The organism is Microbacterium hominis NBRC 15708, assembly GCF_001592125.1.
In the GTDB taxonomy this organism is placed as follows: Bacteria; Actinomycetota; Actinomycetes; order Actinomycetales; family Microbacteriaceae; genus Microbacterium; species Microbacterium hominis.
On sequence record NZ_BCWI01000013.1, the window covers coordinates 22827 to 43589 of the forward strand.

Consider the following 20763-nt stretch of genomic DNA (forward strand, 5'->3'; position numbering starts at 1 on the left):
GGCGACGGTGAAGCTGGAGCGGGTGGATGCCGCCGATGCGCGCGCGGTGCTGCGCGGACTGCGGGGCGCGGTGCTGGGGGCGGGCCCCGCGATCGCCCTCGGCGCGCCGTCCGGTTCCGGAGATGCGCTGCCCGCGGAGGTCCCGGCCGGCACCGCGGTGGTCGTCACGACATCCGGGTCGTCGGGGTACCCCAAGGCGGTCGCGCTCAGCCGTTCCGCGCTGACGGCCTCGGCGCTCGCGACGAGCGCGCGCATCGGCGAGGGGGCGTGGCTGCTCGCGCTGCCGCCGGGCTACATCGCCGGGGTCCAGGTGCTCGTGCGCGCGCTCGTCGCCGGACGTGAGCCCGCGCTCCTGTCGGGGCCGTTCCGCACGGCGGGGTTCGTCGCCGCCGCATCCTCCATGGCATCGAGCCACGGGGGGCGGCCGGTGCCGACGTACACGTCCCTCGTCCCGGCGCAGCTGCAGACCCTCCTCGACGCCCCCGATCCGGCCGCCCGCCGCGCACTCGCCGGGTTCTCGGCGGTGCTGGTGGGCGGGCAGGCGCTCGCCCCCGCGCTCGCCGCGCGCGCCGCCGACGCCGGCGTCCGCATCGTGCGCACCTACGGATCGAGCGAGACCGCGGGCGGCTGCGTCTACGACGGCGTGCCGCTCGACGGCGTCGGCGTCCGCATCGACGACGGCGAGGTGCTCCTGTCGGGTCCCACCCTCGCCGACGGCTACCTGGGCGATGCCGCGCGCACCGACGCCGCCTTCTTCCGCGACGCGGCGGGCACCCGCTGGTACCGCACCGGTGACGCCGGCGCGTTCGACGGACGCCTCGCGATCACCGGTCGCCGCGACAACGTCATCATCTCGGGCGGGATCAACGTGGCGCTCGACCGCGTCGAACGGGTGGTGCGGACCCTTCCCGGGCTCGTCGACGCCGTCGTGGTCCCGGTACCCGACGAGAGGTGGGGCGAGGCGTCGGTCGTGGTCGTCCCGGCCGGCGCGGGGGATGCCGATGACGCCCTCCGCGGCATCCGCGCCGCCGTCGAGGCCGAGATCGGTGCGCCCGCGCGCCCCCGGGCGGTCGTGCCCGTCGCCGCCATCCCGCTGCTGCCGAGCGGCAAGCCCGATCGCGCCGCCCTCCGCCGGCTCGCGGCGGACGCCGGCGCGTGAGCGCGCCGCGTCGGCATCACAGGGGACTCATGCGTCCGCGGGCATAGGATTCTCGCGTGGCAGGCAGCACCCGTAAGAAGAAGGCCCGTTCGGGACGGCGCTCCGCGGCGCACACACCGCGCGGCAATCCGCAGAGGGCGCAGCTCTCCGGCGACCCCGCGCACGTCGCGCGCGCCACCGCGCGCGACTGGATCGGCGCGGCGCGCCTGCGCACCCTGCCCCTCGCCGTCTCGCCCGTGCTCATCGGCACCGGCGCGGCGCTGCTCGGCGGGATGCCGCTGCGCTGGGTGGTCGCGCTGTGCTGCCTCGTCGTCGCGGTGTCGATCCAGATCGGCGTCAACTACGCGAACGACTACAGCGACGGCATCCGTGGCACCGACGACCACCGCGTCGGGCCGGCGCGGCTCACCGCGTCGCGCAAGGCGCAGCCGCGCACCGTCCTGATCGTCGCCCTCGTCTTTTTCGGCATCGCGGCGGCCGCCGGTATCGCCCTCATCGTGCGCACGGGGTACTGGTGGATGGCGCTGATCGGTGCCGCGTGCCTGGTGGCGGCCTGGTTCTACACCGGCGGCAAGCGTCCCTACGGGTACGCCGGTCTCGGCGAGCTGTTCGTCTTCGTCTTCTTCGGCCTGGTGGCCACGGTCGGCACCACCTTCGTCCAGGTCGGCACCGTGCCGCAGGAGAGCTGGTTCGGCGGCGTGATCGCCGGGCTCCTCGCCTGCGCCGTGCTCCTGGCCAACAACCTCCGCGACATCGATCAGGACCGCCTCGCCGGAAAGCGCACGCTCACGGTGCGTATCGGGCGCCGGGCGACGCAGATCCTGTTCACGGTGCTGGTGGTCGGCGCCTTCGCGATCGTGGCGTTCCTGGCGGTCTTCTACCCGCTCGCCTGGCTGGCGCTGCTCGCGCTCATCCCCGCGGCCTGCGCCGTCCTGATCGTCTGGACCTATCGCGCGCCGCGGGAGCTGGTCGTGGCGCTCGGGCTGACGTCGCTGACGTCGCTGGCCGTCGCGGCGCTGCTGTTCTGGGCGTTCACGGGCTGACGGCACCGGTCACCCGGCGCCCGCGCTCACTCCGTCGGAGCGGCGGCGGCCCGGTCGGCCGCGGCATCCTCGACGTCTTCGTCGGTCGCGGTGCGGCGCGCGCGACGCTCGGCGAGGCCCGCGGTCAGATCGTCGAGCGGACGGCGCAGGAACAGCACCGACAGGCTCAGGCCGATGAGGGCGGCGAAGATCGCCGACAGCCAGTAGTACTCGCGCATGACCGGGAACAGCATCATGATCCCGAACGGCACCACGAACACCAGGAGACGCAGCACGCTGTAGACGAGGGCCGAACGGACACGCATGCCTCCAGCCTACGCGCGTCGTCCGTGCGCCCATACCCGTGCCCGCGCCCGCCGAGGATGCCGGCGCGCGCCTAGGATGGAGGGGTGGTGCGCATTCTGCTGCCTCTGGCGCTGTTGCTGATCGCCTTCTGGGTGTACAGCATCGTCGACTGCGCCCTGCAGCCGCCGACGCGCCATCGCGGCGTCAGCAAGCCGGTCTGGATCCTGCTCGTGGTGCTGCTGCCCATCATCGGCGGCGTGATGTGGTTCGTGGTCGGTCGCGGCCGTCCCCAGCGGGCGAGCACCTTCCGCGCCCCCGACGACAACCCCGACTTCCTCGGCAGCCTGGGCGCGATCTCGATCGCCGACCAGGACGAGCGCATCCGCCGCCTGGAGGCGGAGCTGGCCGCCCTCGACTCCGAGGGCCCGGAGCCCGACCGCCGGCGCGGCGCCGGCGACGAGCCCGCGACCGCCCCGGACGACGACCCCGACGAGAACCGTCGCGGCAGCGCCGCCTGACATGGACGAGAGCCCTCTCGCCGGTCGCGCGCCGGCGACGGATGCCGCCGCGGCGCTCCTCGGGCGCCTCGTCGAGCTCGGCGTGGGGCACGTGGTCGTCAGCCCGGGATCGCGCTCGCAGGCGCTGGCCCTCGTCGCGGCCGAGCTGGAGAGCCGCGGCGCCGTGCGCGTGCACGTGCGCATCGACGAACGGGTCGCCGGCTTCACGGCGCTCGGCGTCGGGCGCGAGTCGGGCATGCCCGCGGTCGTCGTGTGCACCTCCGGCACCGCGGTCGCCAATCTCCTTCCCGCCGCGCTGGAGGCGCACCATGCCGGTGTCCCGCTGATCCTGCTGACGGCCGACCGTCCGCCCGAGCTGCGCGGCGTCGGCGCCAACCAGACCACCCGCCAGCCCGGCATGTTCGCTCCGAACATGCGGCTGGAGGAGGATCTGCCGGTGCCGGACGAGGTGGATGCCGACGGCACCGGGGAGCAGTCCGCCATGCTGCGGCGGGTGGCGGAGGACGCGGTCGCCGCGGCGCTCGGCGCGGGCACCCGTCAGGCCGGGCCCGTGCACCTCAACCTGCCGCTGCGCGACCCGCTGGCCGGCGGCCTGCCGCCGTGGCTCGGCACGCCGGAGCTCGAGCTGGACACCGCGCCCGTCGGGCCCGACGTCGCCGCGGAGGATCCGGTCCAGATCGAGCCGTCGGGCGCGCTGTACCAGGGCGGCGGCGGCATCGGCGAGTCGAACCTGCCGACCGATCCCGACGGCGACCCGCACGTGCTCGTGCGCGGACCGCGCACGGTGGTGATCGCCGGCGCGGATGCCGGGACCGGCGCCGAGGCGCTGGCGCACGCCGGCGGGTGGCCGCTCGTCGCCGAGATCGTCAGCGGGGCGCGGTTCGGCCGCAACCTCGTGCACGGCTACCGCCTGCTGCTCCGCGACCCGGAGCTCGGCGGTCGCATCGAACGCGCCGTCGTGTTCGGGCATCCGACGCTCAGTCGCGAGGTCGTCGCGGTGCTCTCGCGCGACGATGTCGAGGTGCTCGCGGTGCGCGGCCCGGGGGAGCCCCTCAATCTCAACGGGTCGTCGATCGCGGTCGATGCGGTCGTCGCCGCCGTGGGCGACGTCGACCGCGATTGGTTCGGCGCGTGGATGCGGGCGTCGCGCGCGGCATCCGTCGATCTCGCGCCGCCGGCGCCCGACGCCGAGGCCCTGTCGTCGGCCGTTCCCGCCGAACGGCTGGGGGCGATCGCGTCGGAACTGGCGATCGCGCGCAGGCCGATCGACCGGGTCGCGCTGGTCGACGCCGTCTGGCGGGCCACCTGGCCGCACGACCGGCTGCTGTTCGCGTCGTCGCGGCTGGTGCGGGTCGCCGACGAGGTGCTCGGCGGCAAGAAGGTCCCGGTCCACGCCAACCGCGGACTGGCGGGCATCGACGGCACGATCGCCACCGGGACCGGCATCGCCCTCGCGAGTCAGGCGACCGCGGCGGTCGGGGTGACCCGGGTGCTGACGGGAGACCTCGCCTTCCTCCACGACGTGGGCGCGCTGCTGCTGCCGGTCGGTGAGGAGGCCCCGCGCCTCCAGGTGGTCGTCGGCAACGACGGGGGCGGGACGATCTTCGACGGTCTCGAGGTCGCGTCGGTGGCTGCGCCGTCCGCGATGGAGCGGGTGCTCTACACGCCGCAGGACGTCGACGTCGCCGCGCTCGCCGCGGCCTACGGCTGGGACTACGTCCGCGCCGCGACGCGGACCGAGCTGGATCAGGCGCTCACCGCCCGCGTGGCCGGCCGTCAGATCGTCGAGGTCGCGCTCGATCGCTGAGCCCTGGCCGAAACCCCGGGGTCGCGCCATGATGTGGTGATGACCGCGAGAAGCCAGAAGCACTGGAGCGCCGACCCCGCCGACATCCTCCGCGCCGACCCCGGATTCCGCCTCGCCGACCTCGACCCGTCCTCGACGCCGGGGTACGAGGAGGGCAAGAGCAGCGGCCGGTCGGACCTCGAGGCGGGCGCCGACGAGCTGGACGAGCTGCAGGAGCGCCTGTACGCGCAGAGCCGCATCCAGGAGGACGCCCCCGCCGTGCTCCTCGTGCTCCAGGCGATGGACTCCGCCGGCAAGGGCGGCATCGTCCGCCACGTCGTCGGCTCGGTGGACCCGCAGGGCATCGCGCTCGCCGCCTTCAAGAAGCCCACGCCGGAGGAGCTCGCGCACGACTTCCTGTGGCGCATCGACAAGCGCGTGCCGGCGCCGGGCCTCATCGGCGTCTTCGACCGCTCCCACTACGAGGACGTCCTCATCGGGCGGGTGCGCGCGCTGGCCCCGGCCGAGGAGATCGAGCGCCGCTACGGGGCGATCGTCGACTTCGAGAAGGGCCTCACCGACCGCGGCATCCGCCTCGTGAAGGTGATGCTGCACATCTCCGCCGACGAGCAGAAGGAGCGGTTGCGGGAACGGCTGGACCGTCCCGACAAGCACTGGAAGTACAACCCCGGCGACGTCGACGAGCGGCAGCGCTGGGACGAGTACATGGCGGCCTACCAGACGGTCTTCGAGCGGACGTCCACGCCGAACGCCCCGTGGCACGTCGTGCCCGCGAACCGCAAGTGGTACGCGCGCCTCGCCGTCCAGGCGCTCCTGCTCGACGCCCTCGAGGACGTCGATCCGCAGTGGCCCGCGGCGGACTTCGACGTGGAGGCCGAGAAGGTCCGCCTCGCCGCGACCTGAGCCCGCGGCGCCCGGTCGTTGAGTTGCGGCGCGCAGCGCAGAGTCGAGACGCCCTACGCCAGCGCGTCGACGATCGGCCGGAACTTCACGCGGGTCTCCAGCATCTCGGCCTCGGGGTCGCTGCCCGCGACGATCCCCGCGCCCGCGTGGGCGCGGAACGGGATGCCGCCGGCATCCGTCGCCGCGAGGTCGAACTGCGCCCCGCGCAGCGCGATGGCCCACTCCCCGTCGCCGTGGGCGTCGACCCACCCGACCGGGCCCGCGTACCGCCCGCGGTCGAACGGCTCGATGCGGCGGATGGCCGCGAGCGCCGCGGCCGTCGGTGTTCCGGCGACGGCCGCCGTGGGATGCAGCACGCCCAGCAGATCGAGCGCCGACGTCTCGGGCGAGGTGGTCGCCTCGACGTCGGTGGCGAGGTGCCAGACGTTGGGCAGGGCGAGGGTGAAGGGCTGTTCGGCGGCGGCCAGCGCGCTCGTGTGCGGGGTGAGCGCGTCGACGAGGCTGCGGACGGCGTACTGATGCTCCGCCAGATCCTTCGCGCTGGTGGCGAGCCGCAGAGCCGCCTCGCGATCGGCATCCGGACCCGAACCGCGCGCCACCGTGCCGGCGAGCACGCGCGCGGTGACCTGGCCCCCGGAGACCGTCACGAGCGTCTCGGGGCTGGCTCCGATGAGACCGTCGACCGCGTAGACCCAGGTGTCGGGGTAGGCCGAGGCGAGGGAGCGCACCAGCCGGCGCAGGTCGGCGTCGGCCGGCACCGTGCCCGCCAGCTCGCGGGCGAGGACGACTTTGCTGACCTCGCCCGAGGCGATCGCCGCGAGGCCCGCGCGCACCGCGTCCTGGTAGCCCTCGGGGGTGAGCGCGCCGGGGCCGACCGCGGCCGACCAGTGCGGTCCGTAGCCGATGGCGCGCGGCTCGTCGGGTTCGGGGGCGCCCTCCTCGGGCAGCACCCACGACGCCCACGTGCGCCCGTCGCGCGAGCCCACGGTCAGCAGCGGCACGGTGAGGACGGCCGACGAGGCGGACTGCGTGTCGAAGGGGAGTGCGCCGAAGGCGATCAGCCCCGTTCCCGGCGCCCGGACGTGGTCGTCGACCACCGCCGCCGCCGCGACCTCGCGCCAGCGGTCGGCGAGGGTCGCGGCATCCGTCGCCGAGGCCGTGAGCGTCAGGGCGGAGCCGACACCGACCAGCCACGAGCCGCGCCGGGTCCACACCAGCGGATCGGCCGGGTCGGCGTACTCGAGCGGGTCGTCGATGGGGGCGATCTCGCGGGTCACGATGCGCAGACGGGGCGGACGGGACGGCGCGGAACTCACCCGTTCAGCCTAATCCGCCGCGTCCGCGCCGTCCGCGGGTCGGTGGCGGCCGGTTAGGCTCGCGACCATGACCGCTCGCCCCGCGCCCGGCGCCCCGCTCGTCTTCCGCTGGCGCAAGTGGGACGGCGGCCCGCATTGGGAGCACGAGTGCGTGTTCCTCGGCAGCGACGAGCACGGCGACTGGGTCGGCCAGCGTGACGGCTGGCGCAGCGCGCGCCCCGGCGTCGACACGGTCGGCCTCGGCGACAACGTGACGCTCGTCCCGCCCGGCGGCGAGTATGCGGCGACCCTCAACGCGACCCATCCGCGCATCGCGATCTACATCGACATCGCCTGGGATCTGCGATGGGATGCCGCCACCGACGCCGACGGCATCCCGACGCCGACGGGCATCGACATGGACCTCGACGTCGTGCGCGCCCGCGACGGCCGGGGCATCTGGATCGACGACCGCGACGAGTGGGACGAGCACCGCGTCCGCTATGGATACCCGCGGGAGATCGTCGACCGCCTGGAGGACGTCGCGGTCGCGCTCGAGGCCGACGTCCGCGCGGAGCGGGCGCCGTACGACGGCGCCACCGCCGCGCGCTGGCTGGCGGTGCTCGACGCGGTCGCGCCCGGCGGGGGCGCACCGTGGGCCGGGACCCGCGCCTAGGATCGAAGGGTGAGTGAGCACCGCGCCGACCTGGGCAAGGATCCGTCCCGCGTGAGCGGCATGTTCGACGAGGTCGCGGCGGGGTACGACCGCACGAACACGGTCCTCAGCCTCGGCAACGACCGCCTCTGGCGCATCGCCACGACGCGCGCCATCGCGCCCCGCCCGGGCCAGCGCATCCTCGATCTGGCTGCGGGGACGGGCGCCAGTTCCGTGGCGATCGCCCGCAGCGGCGCCGAGGTCGTGGCCGGGGACTTCTCTCCCGGCATGATCGCCGAGGGTCGTCGCCGGCACGGCCACGTCCCGAACGTCACGTTCGTCGAGGCCGACGCGATGGCACTGCCCTTCGCCGACGACGAGTTCGACGTCGTGACGATCTCGTTCGGGTTGCGCAACGTCAACGACCCCAAGAAGGCGCTCGCAGAGATGCTGCGCGTGACCGCGCCCGGGGGCAGGCTCGTCGTCTGCGAGTTCTCGCACCCGCAGAACGCGGCCTTCGCGGGCCTGTACCGCTTCTACAACGACCGGATCCTCCCGACCGTGGCCCGGACGGTGAGCTCCAACGCCGACGCGTACGACTACCTCAACGAGTCGATCAAGGACTGGCCCGACCAGGTGACCCTGTCGTCGTGGATCCGGGATGCCGGGTGGACCCGCGTCGCGCACCGCGATCTCACCTTCGGCATCGTGGCTCTGCACCGCGCGGTGAAGCCGCTGGTCTGAGCCCGCGGCGGGCGGGACCTGACGGCCGCGGGTAGGCTGGGATGGTGACTCCGAGCCCTTCCGCTGCCGGCGCGCGACTGACGGCCAATCTCGGCCTGACCGAGCGCGTGCTCGCCGGTCCCCGGATGCGCAAGCTCCTCGCGGTCGTCGAAGACGGCCTCGACCGTGTCGAGGACACCCTCGCCCGCGAACTGCGCGTGAGCGATGCGCTCGCCGACGCCACCACCCGCTACCTCTACGAGGCGGGCGGCAAGCGGGTGCGGCCCATGCTGACGCTGCTGACCGCGCAGCTCGGCGAGGGCACGACCGAGCAGGTCGTGACCGGTGCGACCGCGCTCGAGATGACGCATCTGGGCTCGCTCTACCACGACGACGTCATGGACGGCGCGGACGTGCGCCGCGGCGTCCCCAGCGCCCACGCGGTGTGGGGCAACAACGTCGCGATCCTCACCGGCGACCTCATGTTCTCGCGCGCCAGCCAGCTGATGGCGCAGATCGGCGAGCGGGCGATCCGCCTGCAGGCCGACACGTTCGAGCGTCTCGTGCTCGGTCAGATGCACGAGACCGTCGGCGCGCAGGCGGGCGAGGATCCGGTCGACTTCTACCTCCAGGTGCTGGCCGACAAGACGGGCTCGCTGATCGCCGCATCCGCTCAGGCCGGCATCCTGTTCTCGGATGCTCCGTCCGAGTACCGCCGGCCCGCGCTGGAGTACGGCGAGAAGGTGGGCGTCGCCTTCCAGCTGCTCGACGACGTCATCGACCTCTCCGACGATCCCGCACAGACCGGCAAGGTCCCCGGCACCGACCTGCGCGCCGGCGTTCCGACGATGCCGTATCTGCTGCTCGGACGCGCCTCCGACCCGGCGTCGCGCGCGCTGAAGGCGACGATCGACGACGGCGTGGCCCGCATCGCCGACGGCGCCGATCCGGCGATCCTCGACGAGGCGATGGAGCAGCTGCGCACCCACGCGGTCACGGAGGCGACCCGGGCGAAGGCGTACGAATGGGCGGATGCCGCGATCGAGGCGATCGACCCGCTCCCGGCCGGCCCCGTCCGCGACGCGCTCGTCAAACTCGCCCACGTCATCGTCGACCGCTCCAGCTGACCGCGTGTCGGCGCGGGCCGGCCGGCCCGGGCTCAACGACCGCAAGAACACGAAGGAAACACCCATGACCAAGCTGAGGCTGGCCATCGTCGGCGCGGGTCCTGCCGGCATCTACGCGGCGGACATCCTGCTGAAGGCGGAGCGCAAGTTCGACGTCTCGATCGACCTGTTCGACCACCTCCCGGCCCCGTACGGGCTCGTCCGCTACGGCGTGGCGCCCGACCACCCCCGCATCAAGGGCATCATCACGGCCCTGCGCGACGTGCTCGACCGCGGCGACATCCGCATCTTCGGCAACGTCCGCTTCGGCGAGGACATCACCCTCGACGACCTCAAGCAGCACTACAACGCCGTCATCTTCGCGACCGGCGCGATCAAGGACGCCGAGCTCGACATCCCGGGCATCGACGCCGTCGGCTCGTTCGGCGCGGCCGACTTCGTCAGCTGGTACGACGGCCACCCCGACTTCCCGCGCGAATGGCCGCTGGATGCGGCATCCGTCGCCGTCATCGGCAACGGCAACGTCGCGCTCGACGTCGCGCGCGTGCTCGCCAAGCACGCCGAGGACCTCCTGGTCACCGAGATCCCCGCGAACGTGCACGCCGGGCTCGAGGCGTCGCAGGTCACCGACGTGCACGTGTTCGGCCGCCGCGGCCCGGCGCAGGTGAAGTTCACGCCGCTCGAGCTGCGCGAGCTCGGTGAGCTGCGCGATGTCGACATGGTCGTCTACGACGAGGACTTCGACTACGACGAGGCCTCGCGCGCCGCGGTCGCGAGCAACAAGCAGGTCATGGTCATCGACCGCGTGCTGCAGTCGTGGCGTCAGCGCCCGGGCGTGAATAACGCCGGTGGTGAGGCGTCGCGCCGGCTGCACCTGCACTTCTGGGCCAAGCCGGTCGAGGTCAAGACCGACGACACCGGTCGCGTCGCGGCCCTCGTCTACGAGCGCACCCGTCCCGATGCGGAGGGCGGGGTGGTCGGCACCGGCGAGCTGCGCGAGGTGCCGATCCAGCAGCTCTACCGTGCCGTCGGGTACTTCGGCTCCCCGCTTCCCGGCGTCCCGTTCGACAAGAAGCACGGCGTGATCCCCAACCACGAGGGCCAGGTGCTGCACAAGGACTCCAACGAGCGTGTCCCCGGTGTGTACGCCACGGGCTGGATCAAGCGCGGTCCGGTGGGACTGATCGGCCACACCAAGTCCGACGCGATGGAGACGATCAGCCACCTCATCAACGACCAGGCGTCGTGGTGGCAGCCGGCCGATCCCTCCGCCGAGGCGATCCCGGCGCTGCTGGAGTCGCGCGGGGTCGCGTGGACGGATCTCGACGGCTGGCACCGCCTGGACGAGCACGAGGTCGCCCTCGGGGCGGCCCAGGACCGCGCCCGCATCAAGGTCGTCGACCGCGACGAGATGGTCCGGGTCTCCCGCGGCGAGTAAGCCGTCGGTTCGGGAGGACATTTCGCGTCGGGAGGTCGTTTTCGCGGCATCCATCCTCCGGAACGGAAATCTCCTCCGTTGGCGCGCACGGGTCGGCCTGCTTCGGCTCCTCCCCAGCGGGGCGAAAGCGACAGGTTGTACACGGATGCCGCGGCGTGCGGGGTCGCCGGATGCGCCGCGGGTCACGATGTCGCACATGGACGCCGCGACGTGGGCCCGAGAGCGCGGGGGCGTGGTCCGCAGCGACCGGATCGGGCGAGCCGGATACGGGCGCGGTGCGCTCGACCGTGCGGTGGCGCGGCGGGAGCTGGTGCGCGTGGCCCGCGGCTGGCTGGCCGTACCGGATGCCGACCCGCACCTGATCGCGGCGGCACGGTCGGGCGTGGTGATCTCGTGCGTGACGCAGGCGCGCCGGCGCGGGTGGTGGGTGCGCGACGACGACACGCGGGTCCACGTCGCCGCTCACGCGCACGCGGGGAGGGCGCCGACGGCCACCGCGGTCGTGCACTGGGCGCGGCCGGTGGTTCCGCGGCATCCGGATGCCCTGGTCGATGCCCCCGAGAACGTGCTCGCTGCTGTCGCCGCGTGCCAGCCGTTCGAGGTCGCGTTGGCGGTGTGGGAGTCGGCGCTGCGGAATGCGGAGATGGATGCCGCGGCGCTCGCGCGGCTTCGTCTTCCGGCCTGTGCGCGCCGCGTGCTCGCCGCGGCGGAGGTCTGGTCCGACTCGGGGCTCGAGACCTTCGTCGTGCCCCGGCTGCGGTGGATGCGTCTGCCGCTGCGGCGCCAGATCTGGATCGCCGGCCACCGCGTCGATCTGCTCATCGGTGAGCGGCTCGTCCTGCAGATCGACGGCGGCCATCATGTCGGGCCGCAACGGCTCCACCGTGCACGATGAACCGCTCGGGAGGAGATTTCGCGTCTGGAGGTCGTCTTCGCGGCATCCGTCCTCCCGAGGAGAAATCTCCTCCGCTCGCGCCGGCGAGGCCGGCATCCGTGCCGCGCACGGGTCCCGCCGATAGGCTGGCGGCATGGCGGGCGGGTGGGGCGCAGACATCCTCGGGCCGGGCTTCGAACAGCTCACGCTCGAGCTCGAGGCGGACGCCGGTCCTGCCACCCTCGTGCGCTCCCTCCCACGGATGCCGTGGCTGCGCGCCCTGAACGGCGTCGACGTGCTGTACGTGCACGGGTGGTCGGACTACTTCTTCCAGACCGGGCTGGCCCGGCTGTGGACTGGCCTCGGCGCCCGGTTCTACGCGCTCGACCTGCACGGCTACGGGCGCAGCCTGCGCCCCGGCCAGACCCCCGGCTACGTCGCCGCCCTCGAGGACTACGACGGCGACATCGCGGCGGCGCTGGCCGCGATGGGACACGACGGCGCGAGCCGGCGACGGCTCGTGCTCCTGGGGCATTCCACGGGCGGGCTGACGCTCAGCCTGTGGGCGGCGCGGCATCCGGGCGTCGCGAGCGCCGTCGTGCTCAACAGTCCGTGGCTCGAACTGCAGACCGGCACGATCGGGCGTCAGGCGATCGCCCCGCTCATCGAGATGCGCGCGCGCTTCGACCCGCTCGGGGCGCACCCGGTCGTCGACCTCGGCTTCTACACCCGCGCGCAGCGCGAGCTCGGCACCCTGCCCGACAGCCCTGAGGGGTGGCGGCCCGAACGCGGGTTCCCGACCCATCCGGGCTGGCTGGCCGCGGTCATGCGTGGCCACGCCACGGTCGCCGCGGGCGTGACGATCGACGCGCCCGTGCTCACGATGCTCTCGACCGGGTCGACCTCGCCCGTGCTGTGGAGCGCGCAGATGACCTCGACCGACAGTGTGCTCGTCGTCGACGACATCGCCCGCGCCGCGACGCGGTTGGGTCCGCTGGTGACGGTCGCGCGCATCGACGGCGCGATCCACGACGTGTTCCTGTCGGCCCCCGGCCCGAGGGATGCCGCGTACGCCGCGCTCCGGCGCTGGCTCCTGTCCGGCGCGATCTCCTGATCAGGCCGTCGGCGAGGGCGCCGGTGAGGGCGTGGGTGTGACGGCGGGCCGACCGAACGCGCCCGCTCAGCTACACATACGTCGACCGTAATGCAACCCCTCCGGGGCTGTTTCCGCGGCGTGCGAGGATGTCGCTGCGGATATCCCATCCGATCGGGCCTCGGCTCCGAACACCAGGTAGCCACGCCCCATCCGAAGGAGAGCTCTGCCCGTGAGAGAAGCGACGACCGCGCCACTGGCCGACCTGACCGCCTACCGCAACGTCACCGACCTCCTCGTCCGCCGCGTCGCGGAGGCACCCGACCACGTCGCGTTCGACGTGCGCAGCGCCGGCGCGAGCTGGCGCGGTGTCCGCACCGCCGCCTTCGCCGACGAGGTGCGCGCCGTGGCCAAGGGGCTGCTCGCCGGAGGGCTCCAGGCGGGGGATGCCGTGGCGATCATGGCTCCGACCCGGTACGAGTGGGCGGTCGCCGACCTCGCGGTCTGGTTCGCGGGCGGCGTCGTCGTGCCCGTCTACGACTCCTCGGCGCCGAGCCAGGTGGCGGCGATCGTCGACGACGCGCAGGTGCGCGTCGCCTTCTGCGGAGACGCGCGTTCCCGCGCCGCGCTGGAGCAGGCCGGCCTCGCGACGGTGATCTCGCTGGCCGACGGTCTGCCCGCGCTCATCGCGAGCGGGGCCGGCGTCGGCGACGACGCGCTGGAGCGGGCCCGGACGCAGGCCGGACCCGGATCGCCCGCGACGATCGTCTACACCTCCGGCACCAGCGGCACGCCGAAGGGCGTCGTGCTCACCCACGAGAACTTCCTGGGGCAGGTGCTCAACATCGCGGCCGCCTACTCCGACATCGTGCGTGCCGACGGCAGCACCGTGATCTTCCTTCCGCTGGCGCACGTGCTCGCCCGCGGGCTGCAGCTGATCTGCCTGGCGAGCGGCATGCGCATCGCCCACCTCTCCGAGCCGTCGGAGGTCGTCGCGTCGCTGTCGGTCCTGCGCCCGACCTTCCTGGTCGTGGTCCCGCGCATCCTGGAGAAGATCGCCGCGGCCGCCGGTGCCAAGGCCGCCGAGAAGCGTCTGGGCGGCGTGTGGTCCGCGGCGGCGCGGACCGCCGTGCAGGCCGCGCGCCGGGAGGAGCGGATCGACGACGGCGAGGTCCCGGCATCCTCGTGGAGCCTGTCGCTGCGTCGGCGCCTGTTCGACGCGCTGTTCTACCGTCGTATCCGCGCGCTCATGGGCGGGCGGATCCGCTACGTCCTCTCCGGAGGCGCCACCCTGCCGTCGCGGCTGTCGCTGCTGTTCCGGGGGATGGGCATCCCCGTCATCGAGGGCTACGGCCTGACCGAGACGACGGCGCCGCTCACCGGCAACCTCCCGGGGCGCATCCGCTCCGGGACGGTGGGCGTGCCGCTGCCCGGCTCGACCGTGCGCATCTCCGACGACGGCGAAGTGCTCGCCAAGGGCGTCGGCGTGTTCTCCGGCTACCGCAACCCGGACGATGACCGTGAGGCGTTCGTGGACGGCTTCTTCCGCACCGGCGATCTCGGCACGCTCGACGAGCGCGGCCGGCTGGTGCTGCAGGGCCGGGTGAAGGATGTCGTGACCACCTCCGGCGGCAAGACCGTCGCGCCCGCGCGCTGGGAGGCGGCGATCGAGGAGCACCCGCTCATCTCGTCCGCGGTCACCGTGGGGGAGGGTCGGCCCTACCTGACCGCGCTGATCGTGCTCGATCAGGACGCCGTGACCTCGGCCCATGACGGCCGCAGCGTCGCCCTCGACGACCCCGATCTGCGGGCGGCCGTGCAGCGCGCCGTCGACGATGCGAATGCGCTGGTCTCGCGCAGCGAGCAGGTGCGCCGCTTCGCGCTCGTGTTCGCGGATGCCGAGGACCGCGAGATCGTCACGCCCACCCTCAAGATCCGTCGGCGCGAGCTGCTGAACCGCGAGTCGCGCACGATCGACGCCCTCTATAGCTGACCGCTCCGCCCCCGTTCCCCGTCCCACCCGCCCGACCCGTCCCACCCGGAGAGACCCCATGTCACAGCGCCCCGGAGCCATCCTCGTCACGATCCTCGTCGCCCTCGGTCTCGGCGCCGCGCTCGCCGTCGCCGGCAGCACCGCCGGACAGTCGCTCGGCGGCATCCCCCTGTTCGCCCTCGCCGTCGCCGCGGCCTTCGCGATCCAGCTGATCGCGTACCTCCCGGCCGTGCTGCTGCGCACGGAGAAGTTCTTCGACCTGACCGGCGGCCTGACCTTCGCGCTCGTCGCGGTGGGCCTGCTGATCGCGGTCGCACCCGCCGATGCGCGGGCCTGGGTGCTGGTCGCCATGATCGTGATCTGGGGCGTACGGCTGTCGGTGTTCCTGTTCGTCCGGGTGCACGCCCAGGGCTCGGACGGGCGTTTCGACGACATCAAGGTGAACCCGCTGGCGTTCCTGCGGGTGTGGATCATGCAGGGTCTCTGGGTCGCGGTCACGTCCTCGGCGGCGTGGGTGGGCATCACCGCGCGAGAGAGCCGGGGTTTCGACGTCTGGATCGTCGTCGGCGCGGTCGTCTGGCTCGCCGGTCTCGTGATCGAGATCGTCGCGGACGGGCAGAAGGCCGCGTTCCGGCGCGATCCCGCCAACACGGGCCGGTTCATCGACGTGGGCGTGTGGTCGTGGTCGCGGCATCCCAACTACTTCGGCGAGATCCTCGTGTGGGTGGGTGTCGCCGTCGTCGCGCTGCCCGCCGCGACCGGGTGGCAGTGGGTCACCCTCGTCTCGCCGGTGTTCGTCGTGCTGCTGCTGACCCGCGTGAGCGGCATCCCTCTGCTCGAGAAGCGCGCCGACGCCCGCTGGGGCGACGAGCCCGCCTACCGGGAGTACAAGCGGCGCACGCCCGTGCTGGTGCCGGGTCTCGGCCGCGGCTGAGCGCGCGGCCGGCGCCCTTACCTGTAGTTGGTGAACTGGAGGTCGACGTCGAGGTCGGCGGCCTTCAGCATCCGCTGCACCTCCTGCAGGTCGTCGCGCGACTTGGACTGCACGCGCAACTCGTCGCCCTGGATCTGCGCCTTGACCGACTTGGGTCCCTCGTCGCGGATCATCTTGCTGATCTTCTTCGCGTCCTCCGAGGAGATGCCCTCCTTGAGCGTGGAGGTGATGCGGTACTCCTTGCCGGATGCCTGCGGCTCGCCCGAGTCGAGCGACTTGAGCGAGATGCCCCGCTTGATCAGCTTCGTCTGGAACACGTCGAGCACGGCCTTCGCGCGCTCCTCGCTGTTGGCCTTGATGAGGATCGCCTCGCCGCTCCAGTCGATGGAGGCGTCGGTCCCCTTGAAGTCGTAGCGCTGCTCGACCTCCTTGCGGGCCTGGTTGAGCGCGTTGTCCGCCTCCTGGCGATCGATCTTGGAGACGATGTCGAAAGAGCTGTCAGCCATGCGTGGCAGTCTAGCCGCGCCCGCGCGAGCAGACCCCGGATGCCCGCCCCCGCGGGCGCGGACGCGTTCGTAGACTGGACGGATGCAGCCGCTCACGGAGGATCAGGTGCGCGCCGCGCTCGTCAACGCGACACCCGACGAGGTCGATCGGATGGGCGTGCCGCTCTCGCTCGTGCTCGCCGACTGGGACCACCTGGACTTCCTCGCCTGGTCCGACCCCGACTTCCGCGGCCGCGGGTACCTGGTCGTTGAGCGCGACGGTGTGCCCACCGGGATCGTGCTGCGCGCGGCATCCGGAGCGCGGCCGCGCGCCGCGATGTGCAACCTCTGCCACACGATGCAGCCCGGCAATCAGGTCGCCCTGTTCACGGCGCGACGGGCGGGGGATGCCGGGGCCCGCGGCGACAGCGTCGGCACCTATATCTGCGCCGATCTCGGCTGCCACGAGAACGTCCGGCTGGCCGCGCCGCTCGCGCCGAGCGAGGTGCGCGCGAGCGTGGACCGGCGGATCGACGGCACGCGTCACCGCGTGGAGGCCTTCGTCGATCGCGTCGTCGCACCCGTCTGACGCGGCGATGCGCCCTCCGGTTTTTCGGAAGGCGCCCGGCCGGGTAAGATGGTTGATCGCGCCTCCGGTCGACTGCAAAAGCCGGGCGGGTGCGCACTTGGCGAGTTACCCAAGCGGCCAAAGGGATCTGACTGTAAATCAGCCGTCTTCGACTTCGGGGGTTCGAATCCCTCACTCGCCACCCACAGGAAGGCCCCGTTTCGGCGGGGCCTTTCGCGTTCCCGGGTAGCGCGCCGCTCGCCCGCATACCTGCACGGCCGGCGCACCCCGTGTCAGGATGGGGGAACGGATGGATGCCCGACGAAGGGAACGACATGACCGAGCCGACGAGCTCACCGCACTCCACGAAGATCCTGCGGGCGACGATCTGGGTGGCGATCGGGGCGCTCATCGCCGCGGCGCTCGTCTGTGTCGTGTGGGTGCTGATCGGCGACTCGAACGGCATCGTCGGCAAGGCGTTCCTGACGATCCTCCTGCTCGCGGGCTTCGCCGGCGTGGCGATCGGCGAGTCGAACCTGGCCCCGCGCCGCCCGACGTGGCTGGCGCTGACGAGCATGATCTCCTGGGTGCTGATCCTCCTGGTCGGGGCGGTGCTCATCTGGATGCCGACCACCGGCTACTTCGGCTCCGGCGCCGAGCGTGTGTTCCGCTTCATCCTCATCGCCCTCATCATCCAGGGCGCACTGCTGCACACGCGCCTGTACCTCAACGCATTCCTGCGTCACCAGACCACGTTCACGTCGATCGTCGCCTACGTCACGATCGGCCTGGTGGCGATCCTGATGGTCATGCTGGTGCTGCCTCTCATGACCGACGAGTACGTGACGTACCGCCCGCTGTACTGGCGTGTGGTCGTCGCGCTGGCGATCCTCGCCGCGGTCGGCACCGCGCTCATCCCGCTCATGAACGCACTGTTCGCCCCCAAGCGTCCCCGCCCGTCGGTGCCCGCTCCCGCGCCCTACGGCGCTGCCCCCTACGGCGCTGCCCCCTACGGCGCTGCCCCCGCGCCGCAGCCGGCCGCTCCGGCCGCTCCCGCCGCGGAGTTCACCCCCACGGCGCCGTCGCCCGCGCCGTGGCCGACGCACGCCGACGGTCTGACCCCGCTGCCGGTGTTCCCCGACGGGTCTCCCGACTGGAACGCCTATTACACGGGGCAGCCGTCGCCGGGTGCGCGCGTCTGGTTCTCGGATGCCGCGGCGCCCGCCGCCCCCGCGGCGCACCAGCCGCAGGCCTCCGCATCGCCCTCCGTCGAGAGCCCGTCGACTCAGGGGTACGAGGGCTTCCCGCCGCCGCCCCCGCTTCCTCCGCAGCAGCACAGCTGACGGTCGGCCGGCGGCGCGCCGCGCCGCCGGCGAGCTTCATCCCAGGATCTCGAGAGCGGCCATCGCGGCGTTGTGGCCGCCGATGCCGCTGACGGCGCCCCCGCGGCGCGCTCCCGATCCGCACAGCAGCACGCGATCGTGGGAGGACGCGACGCCCCAGCGCTGCGCGGGCGAGTCCAGAGGCTCATCGTCCGCCGCCCAGGGCCACGCGAGCGGGCCGTGGAAGATGTCACCGCCCGTCATCCGCAGCGACCGTTCGAGGTCGACGGTCGTGCGCGCCTCGATGCACGGCGTGCCGTCGGGGGCGGTGTAGATGCAGTCCGCGATCGGTTCGGCCAGCACCGCGTCGAGCGTGCGCTGAGCGGCATCCATGAGCCTCGCGCGGTAGTCGTCGGGATCGGCGCCCGCGCTCAGCCGGTGTGGCAGCTGCAGACCGAAGAGGGTGAGCGTCTGCGCCCCCGACGCCTGCAGCCGGGGGCCGAGGATCGACGGGTCGGTGAGGGAGTGGCAGTAGATCTCGGCCGGGAGGGGGTCGGGGATGCCGCCGGTCGCGGCCGTCGCGTAGGCGTCGTCGAGCTGGCTCATCGTCTCGTTGACGTGGAACGTGCCCGCGAACGCCGCCTCGGGGGCCACCTCGTCGTCGCGCAGGCGTGGCAGGCGCGACAGGAGGAGGTTCACCTTCAGCTGAGCCCCCTCGGGCGGATCGGCCTCGTCTGTGCGCGGATCGCCGAGGAGATCGGCGAGCACCGCGGGCCCGACCCCGCTGAGCACGAGCCGCCCGGAGAAGGTCTCGCCGGAGGCGAGCGTGACGGTCCCGTCGGGATCGATCGCGACCACCTCCGCCTCGGCGCGCAGCTCGGCGCCGGCCGCCCGCGCCGCGTGCTCGAGCGCCGCGCTGACGCTCCCCATGCCGCCGACCGGAACGTCCCAGTCTCCGGTGCCGCCGCCGATCACGTGATAGAGGAAGCACCGGTTCTGGCGCAGCGAGGGGTCGTCGGCCCACGAGAACGTGCCGATGAGACCGTCGGTCAGTGCCACGCCGCGCGCGATGTCGGTGTGCAGGCTCTCGCGCAGGAGATCGCCGAGCGGGCGTCGGGTCACGGCACCCCAGATGCCCGCGTCGGGCAGCAGCGCGCGCAGCTCGGATTCGCGCCGGAGCGGTGAGGTCACGGTCGGGAACACCGCGGCGGCGAGCGGGAGCAGGCGATCGGAGAGCTCCGAGAAGCGCTCCGCCTCCCGCACGTCGCCGGTCGTGCGGATGAAGCTCGCGGTGGTGGCCGCGGCATCCGCGTTGTCGACGAGGAGACCGCGAGTCGGATCGCCGGGGCCGGGTGTGTACGAGCTGTAGCGGCGCCGGCGCAGATCCAGCGGGAGGTCGAGGTCGTCGACGATCGTCCGCGGCAGGAGGCTCACGAGGTAGGAGTAGCGCGAAAGCCGCGCGTCCACTCCTGGCCAGGGGTGTTCGGACACCGCCGCCCCGCCCCATCCGTGCTGTCGTTCCAGCACGACGACGCGCTTGCGCGCGCGGGCGAGATAGGCGGCGGCGGTGAGGGCGTTGTGGCCCCCGCCCACGATCACGACGTCGTAGAGCGCGCTCATGAGCCCACGGTAGTGCGCGTACGGTGGAGGCATGGTGGATGCCGAGCGCTTGCACGTGATCGCTGTCGAGATCGCTCGGGAGGCGGGTGCGCTCGCACGGCGACGGCGCTCCGAGGGCGTCGCCGTGGCGGCGACGAAGTCCACGCTCGCCGACATCGTCACCGAGGCCGACCGTGAGGTCGAGCAGCTCATCCGCGACCGGCTCTGCGCGGAGCGACCCGATGACGGTTTCGTCGGAGAGGAGTCCGACGCGCAGCCCGGCACCAGCGGGGTGACCTGGATCGTCGACCCGATCGACGGCACCGTCAACTATGCCTACGGCATCCCTCACTACGCCGTCAGCATCGCGGCGGTGACCGGTGAGCCCCGCCCGGGCCGGTGGGAGGCGCAGGCCGCCGCGGTCTACAGCCCCGTCGTGGACGAGCTGTTCCATGCGGTGCGCGGCGGGGGAGCCTGGCTCGGCGAGCAGCGGCTGGCCGTGTCGACGGTGACGGATGCCGGGGCCCTCCTGGCCACCGGCTTCGGATACGACCCGGCGACCCACGACGGCGACCTGGCGCGCGTGCGGCGCCTGATGGTGCTCGCGCGCGATCTTCGCCGGGCCGGAGCCGCGTCGCTCGATCTCGCGTACGTCGCGGCCGGGCGACTCGACGGCTACTTCGAGCGCGGATTGAAGCCGTGGGATCACGCGGCGGGCGCCCTGCTCGTCACCGAAGCCGGTGGCCTCGTCGGCGGTCGGCCCGGCGGAGCACCCGGTGCCGACATGACGATCGCCGCCGGGCCCGGCCTGTTCGAGCGGATGCGCGACCTGCTCGACGAGGTCGACGGCGTGGGCGGAAACGGATAGGAACGTCCACCGCGCGTCCATGGCATTCCCAGCGTGCAGCATGTAGTGTTTACCCGATCGTTATCTTTGCCGGC

Annotated in this window: 20 protein-coding genes and 1 tRNA gene; 17 read left to right on the forward strand and 4 right to left on the reverse strand. The window is 72.9% G+C overall.

From position 1 onward, the window contains the following. Positions 1–7: 7 nt before the first annotated feature. Complete coding sequence (locus tag MHO01S_RS10940; RefSeq protein WP_061782301.1) at positions 8–1159, forward strand: AMP-binding protein; 1152 nt, start codon at positions 8–10, stop codon at positions 1157–1159. Between the two features lie 56 nt (positions 1160–1215). Continuing rightward, the gene (locus MHO01S_RS10945) at positions 1216–2202 is read left to right on the forward strand and encodes a 1,4-dihydroxy-2-naphthoate polyprenyltransferase (RefSeq protein ID WP_061782302.1); all 987 of its coding nucleotides are present in this window, start codon (positions 1216–1218) and stop codon (positions 2200–2202) included. Positions 2203–2228: 26 nt separating this feature from the next. Here the strand turns inward: MHO01S_RS10945 and MHO01S_RS10950 are convergent, their stop codons facing one another. Further along, positions 2229–2507: a DUF4229 domain-containing protein gene (locus tag MHO01S_RS10950; protein WP_060960361.1), complete on the reverse strand. Its 279-nt coding sequence runs from the start codon at positions 2505–2507 to the stop codon at positions 2229–2231. Positions 2508–2591: 84 nt separating this feature from the next. Here MHO01S_RS10950 and MHO01S_RS10955 point away from each other — a divergent pair, with 84 nt between their 5' ends. From MHO01S_RS10955 to MHO01S_RS10965, 3 genes are read left to right on the forward strand one after another with little or no spacing between them, the layout of a single operon-like run. Next, complete coding sequence (locus tag MHO01S_RS10955; RefSeq protein WP_061782303.1) at positions 2592–3005, forward strand: PLD nuclease N-terminal domain-containing protein; 414 nt, start codon at positions 2592–2594, stop codon at positions 3003–3005. A 1-nt stretch (position 3006) separates the two neighbouring features. Then, complete coding sequence (gene menD / locus MHO01S_RS10960; protein ID WP_061782304.1) at positions 3007–4812, forward strand: 2-succinyl-5-enolpyruvyl-6-hydroxy-3-cyclohexene-1-carboxylic-acid synthase; 1806 nt, start codon at positions 3007–3009, stop codon at positions 4810–4812. 39 nt (positions 4813–4851) lie between these two features. Continuing rightward, positions 4852–5715 carry a polyphosphate kinase 2 family protein gene (locus MHO01S_RS10965; RefSeq protein WP_060960363.1) on the forward strand — a complete coding sequence of 288 codons (864 nt, stop codon included), beginning with the start codon at positions 4852–4854 and terminating at the stop codon, positions 5713–5715. A 53-nt stretch (positions 5716–5768) separates the two neighbouring features. On the opposite strand, the gene MHO01S_RS10970 is transcribed toward MHO01S_RS10965, so the two are convergent. Next, positions 5769–7031 (reverse strand): isochorismate synthase, encoded by a 1263-nt coding sequence (locus MHO01S_RS10970; RefSeq protein WP_061782305.1) that lies wholly within the window; start codon positions 7029–7031, stop codon positions 5769–5771. A 67-nt stretch (positions 7032–7098) separates the two neighbouring features. Between MHO01S_RS10970 and MHO01S_RS10975 the strand changes: the two genes are divergently transcribed. The 8 genes from MHO01S_RS10975 (at position 7099) to MHO01S_RS11010 (ending at position 15847) form a co-directional block, all read left to right on the forward strand. Then, on the forward strand, positions 7099–7686 hold the full coding sequence (locus MHO01S_RS10975) for a DUF402 domain-containing protein (protein ID WP_061782306.1): 588 nt from the start codon (positions 7099–7101) through the stop codon (positions 7684–7686). A 9-nt stretch (positions 7687–7695) separates the two neighbouring features. Beyond that, complete coding sequence (locus MHO01S_RS10980; protein ID WP_060960366.1) at positions 7696–8409, forward strand: demethylmenaquinone methyltransferase; 714 nt, start codon at positions 7696–7698, stop codon at positions 8407–8409. Between the two features lie 44 nt (positions 8410–8453). Next, positions 8454–9515 carry a polyprenyl synthetase family protein gene (locus MHO01S_RS10985; RefSeq protein ID WP_082734227.1) on the forward strand — a complete coding sequence of 354 codons (1062 nt, stop codon included), beginning with the start codon at positions 8454–8456 and terminating at the stop codon, positions 9513–9515. Between the two features lie 64 nt (positions 9516–9579). Further along, a complete protein-coding gene (locus tag MHO01S_RS10990) occupies positions 9580–10953 on the forward strand; it encodes an FAD-dependent oxidoreductase (RefSeq protein ID WP_060960368.1) in 1374 nt (457 codons plus the stop codon). A gap of 196 nt (positions 10954–11149) precedes the next feature. Continuing rightward, positions 11150–11848: a type IV toxin-antitoxin system AbiEi family antitoxin domain-containing protein gene (locus MHO01S_RS10995; protein WP_060960369.1), complete on the forward strand. Its 699-nt coding sequence runs from the start codon at positions 11150–11152 to the stop codon at positions 11846–11848. 133 nt (positions 11849–11981) lie between these two features. Beyond that, entirely contained in the window at positions 11982–12941 is a 960-nt protein-coding gene (locus tag MHO01S_RS11000) for an alpha/beta hydrolase (protein WP_060960370.1), read from the forward strand. Positions 12942–13152: 211 nt separating this feature from the next. Continuing rightward, entirely contained in the window at positions 13153–14913 is a 1761-nt protein-coding gene (locus MHO01S_RS11005) for an AMP-dependent synthetase/ligase (protein WP_061782307.1), read from the forward strand. A 58-nt stretch (positions 14914–14971) separates the two neighbouring features. Continuing rightward, entirely contained in the window at positions 14972–15847 is an 876-nt protein-coding gene (locus MHO01S_RS11010; protein ID WP_060960372.1) for a DUF1295 domain-containing protein, read from the forward strand. A 17-nt stretch (positions 15848–15864) separates the two neighbouring features. Here MHO01S_RS11010 and MHO01S_RS11015 read toward each other — a convergent pair whose 3' ends face one another. Then, on the reverse strand, positions 15865–16353 hold the full coding sequence (locus MHO01S_RS11015) for a YajQ family cyclic di-GMP-binding protein (RefSeq protein WP_060960373.1): 489 nt from the start codon (positions 16351–16353) through the stop codon (positions 15865–15867). Positions 16354–16435: 82 nt separating this feature from the next. Here MHO01S_RS11015 and MHO01S_RS11020 point away from each other — a divergent pair, with 82 nt between their 5' ends. The 3 genes from MHO01S_RS11020 to MHO01S_RS11030 all read left to right on the forward strand — a co-directional run bounded on the left by MHO01S_RS11020 (position 16436) and on the right by MHO01S_RS11030 (position 18243). Continuing rightward, entirely contained in the window at positions 16436–16921 is a 486-nt protein-coding gene (locus MHO01S_RS11020; RefSeq protein ID WP_060960374.1) for an FBP domain-containing protein, read from the forward strand. Positions 16922–17020: 99 nt separating this feature from the next. Further along, positions 17021–17102: transfer RNA gene (locus MHO01S_RS11025), tRNA-Tyr, on the forward strand. Between the two features lie 133 nt (positions 17103–17235). Continuing rightward, entirely contained in the window at positions 17236–18243 is a 1008-nt protein-coding gene (locus MHO01S_RS11030; protein WP_060960398.1) for a hypothetical protein, read from the forward strand. A 36-nt stretch (positions 18244–18279) separates the two neighbouring features. Here the strand turns inward: MHO01S_RS11030 and MHO01S_RS11035 are convergent, their stop codons facing one another. Continuing rightward, complete coding sequence (locus MHO01S_RS11035; protein WP_061782308.1) at positions 18280–19842, reverse strand: phytoene desaturase family protein; 1563 nt, start codon at positions 19840–19842, stop codon at positions 18280–18282. A gap of 31 nt (positions 19843–19873) precedes the next feature. Between MHO01S_RS11035 and MHO01S_RS11040 the strand changes: the two genes are divergently transcribed. Beyond that, the gene (locus MHO01S_RS11040) at positions 19874–20689 is read left to right on the forward strand and encodes an inositol monophosphatase family protein (RefSeq protein ID WP_061782309.1); all 816 of its coding nucleotides are present in this window, start codon (positions 19874–19876) and stop codon (positions 20687–20689) included. Positions 20690–20763: the final 74 nt, after the last annotated feature.

Excerpts from the sequence above, each read along its gene's own strand:
- menD (WP_061782304.1), top strand. The coding sequence starts at position 3,007 with ATGGACGAGAGCCCTCTCGCCGGTCGCGCGCCGGCGACGGATGCCGCC.
- MHO01S_RS11040 (WP_061782309.1), top strand. The coding sequence starts at position 19,874 with ATGGTGGATGCCGAGCGCTTGCACGTGATCGCTGTCGAGATCGCTCGG.
- MHO01S_RS10950 (WP_060960361.1), bottom strand. The coding sequence starts at position 2,507 with ATGCGTGTCCGTTCGGCCCTCGTCTACAGCGTGCTGCGTCTCCTGGTG.
- MHO01S_RS11010 (WP_060960372.1), top strand. The coding sequence starts at position 14,972 with ATGTCACAGCGCCCCGGAGCCATCCTCGTCACGATCCTCGTCGCCCTC.
- MHO01S_RS11000 (WP_060960370.1), top strand. The coding sequence starts at position 11,982 with ATGGCGGGCGGGTGGGGCGCAGACATCCTCGGGCCGGGCTTCGAACAG.
- MHO01S_RS11015 (WP_060960373.1), bottom strand. The coding sequence starts at position 16,353 with ATGGCTGACAGCTCTTTCGACATCGTCTCCAAGATCGATCGCCAGGAG.
- MHO01S_RS11035 (WP_061782308.1), bottom strand. The coding sequence starts at position 19,842 with ATGAGCGCGCTCTACGACGTCGTGATCGTGGGCGGGGGCCACAACGCC.
- MHO01S_RS10995 (WP_060960369.1), top strand. The coding sequence starts at position 11,150 with ATGGACGCCGCGACGTGGGCCCGAGAGCGCGGGGGCGTGGTCCGCAGC.
- MHO01S_RS10975 (WP_061782306.1), top strand. The coding sequence starts at position 7,099 with ATGACCGCTCGCCCCGCGCCCGGCGCCCCGCTCGTCTTCCGCTGGCGC.
- MHO01S_RS11030 (WP_060960398.1), top strand. The coding sequence starts at position 17,236 with ATGACCGAGCCGACGAGCTCACCGCACTCCACGAAGATCCTGCGGGCG.
- MHO01S_RS10990 (WP_060960368.1), top strand. The coding sequence starts at position 9,580 with ATGACCAAGCTGAGGCTGGCCATCGTCGGCGCGGGTCCTGCCGGCATC.
- MHO01S_RS10965 (WP_060960363.1), top strand. The coding sequence starts at position 4,852 with ATGACCGCGAGAAGCCAGAAGCACTGGAGCGCCGACCCCGCCGACATC.
- MHO01S_RS11020 (WP_060960374.1), top strand. The coding sequence starts at position 16,436 with ATGCAGCCGCTCACGGAGGATCAGGTGCGCGCCGCGCTCGTCAACGCG.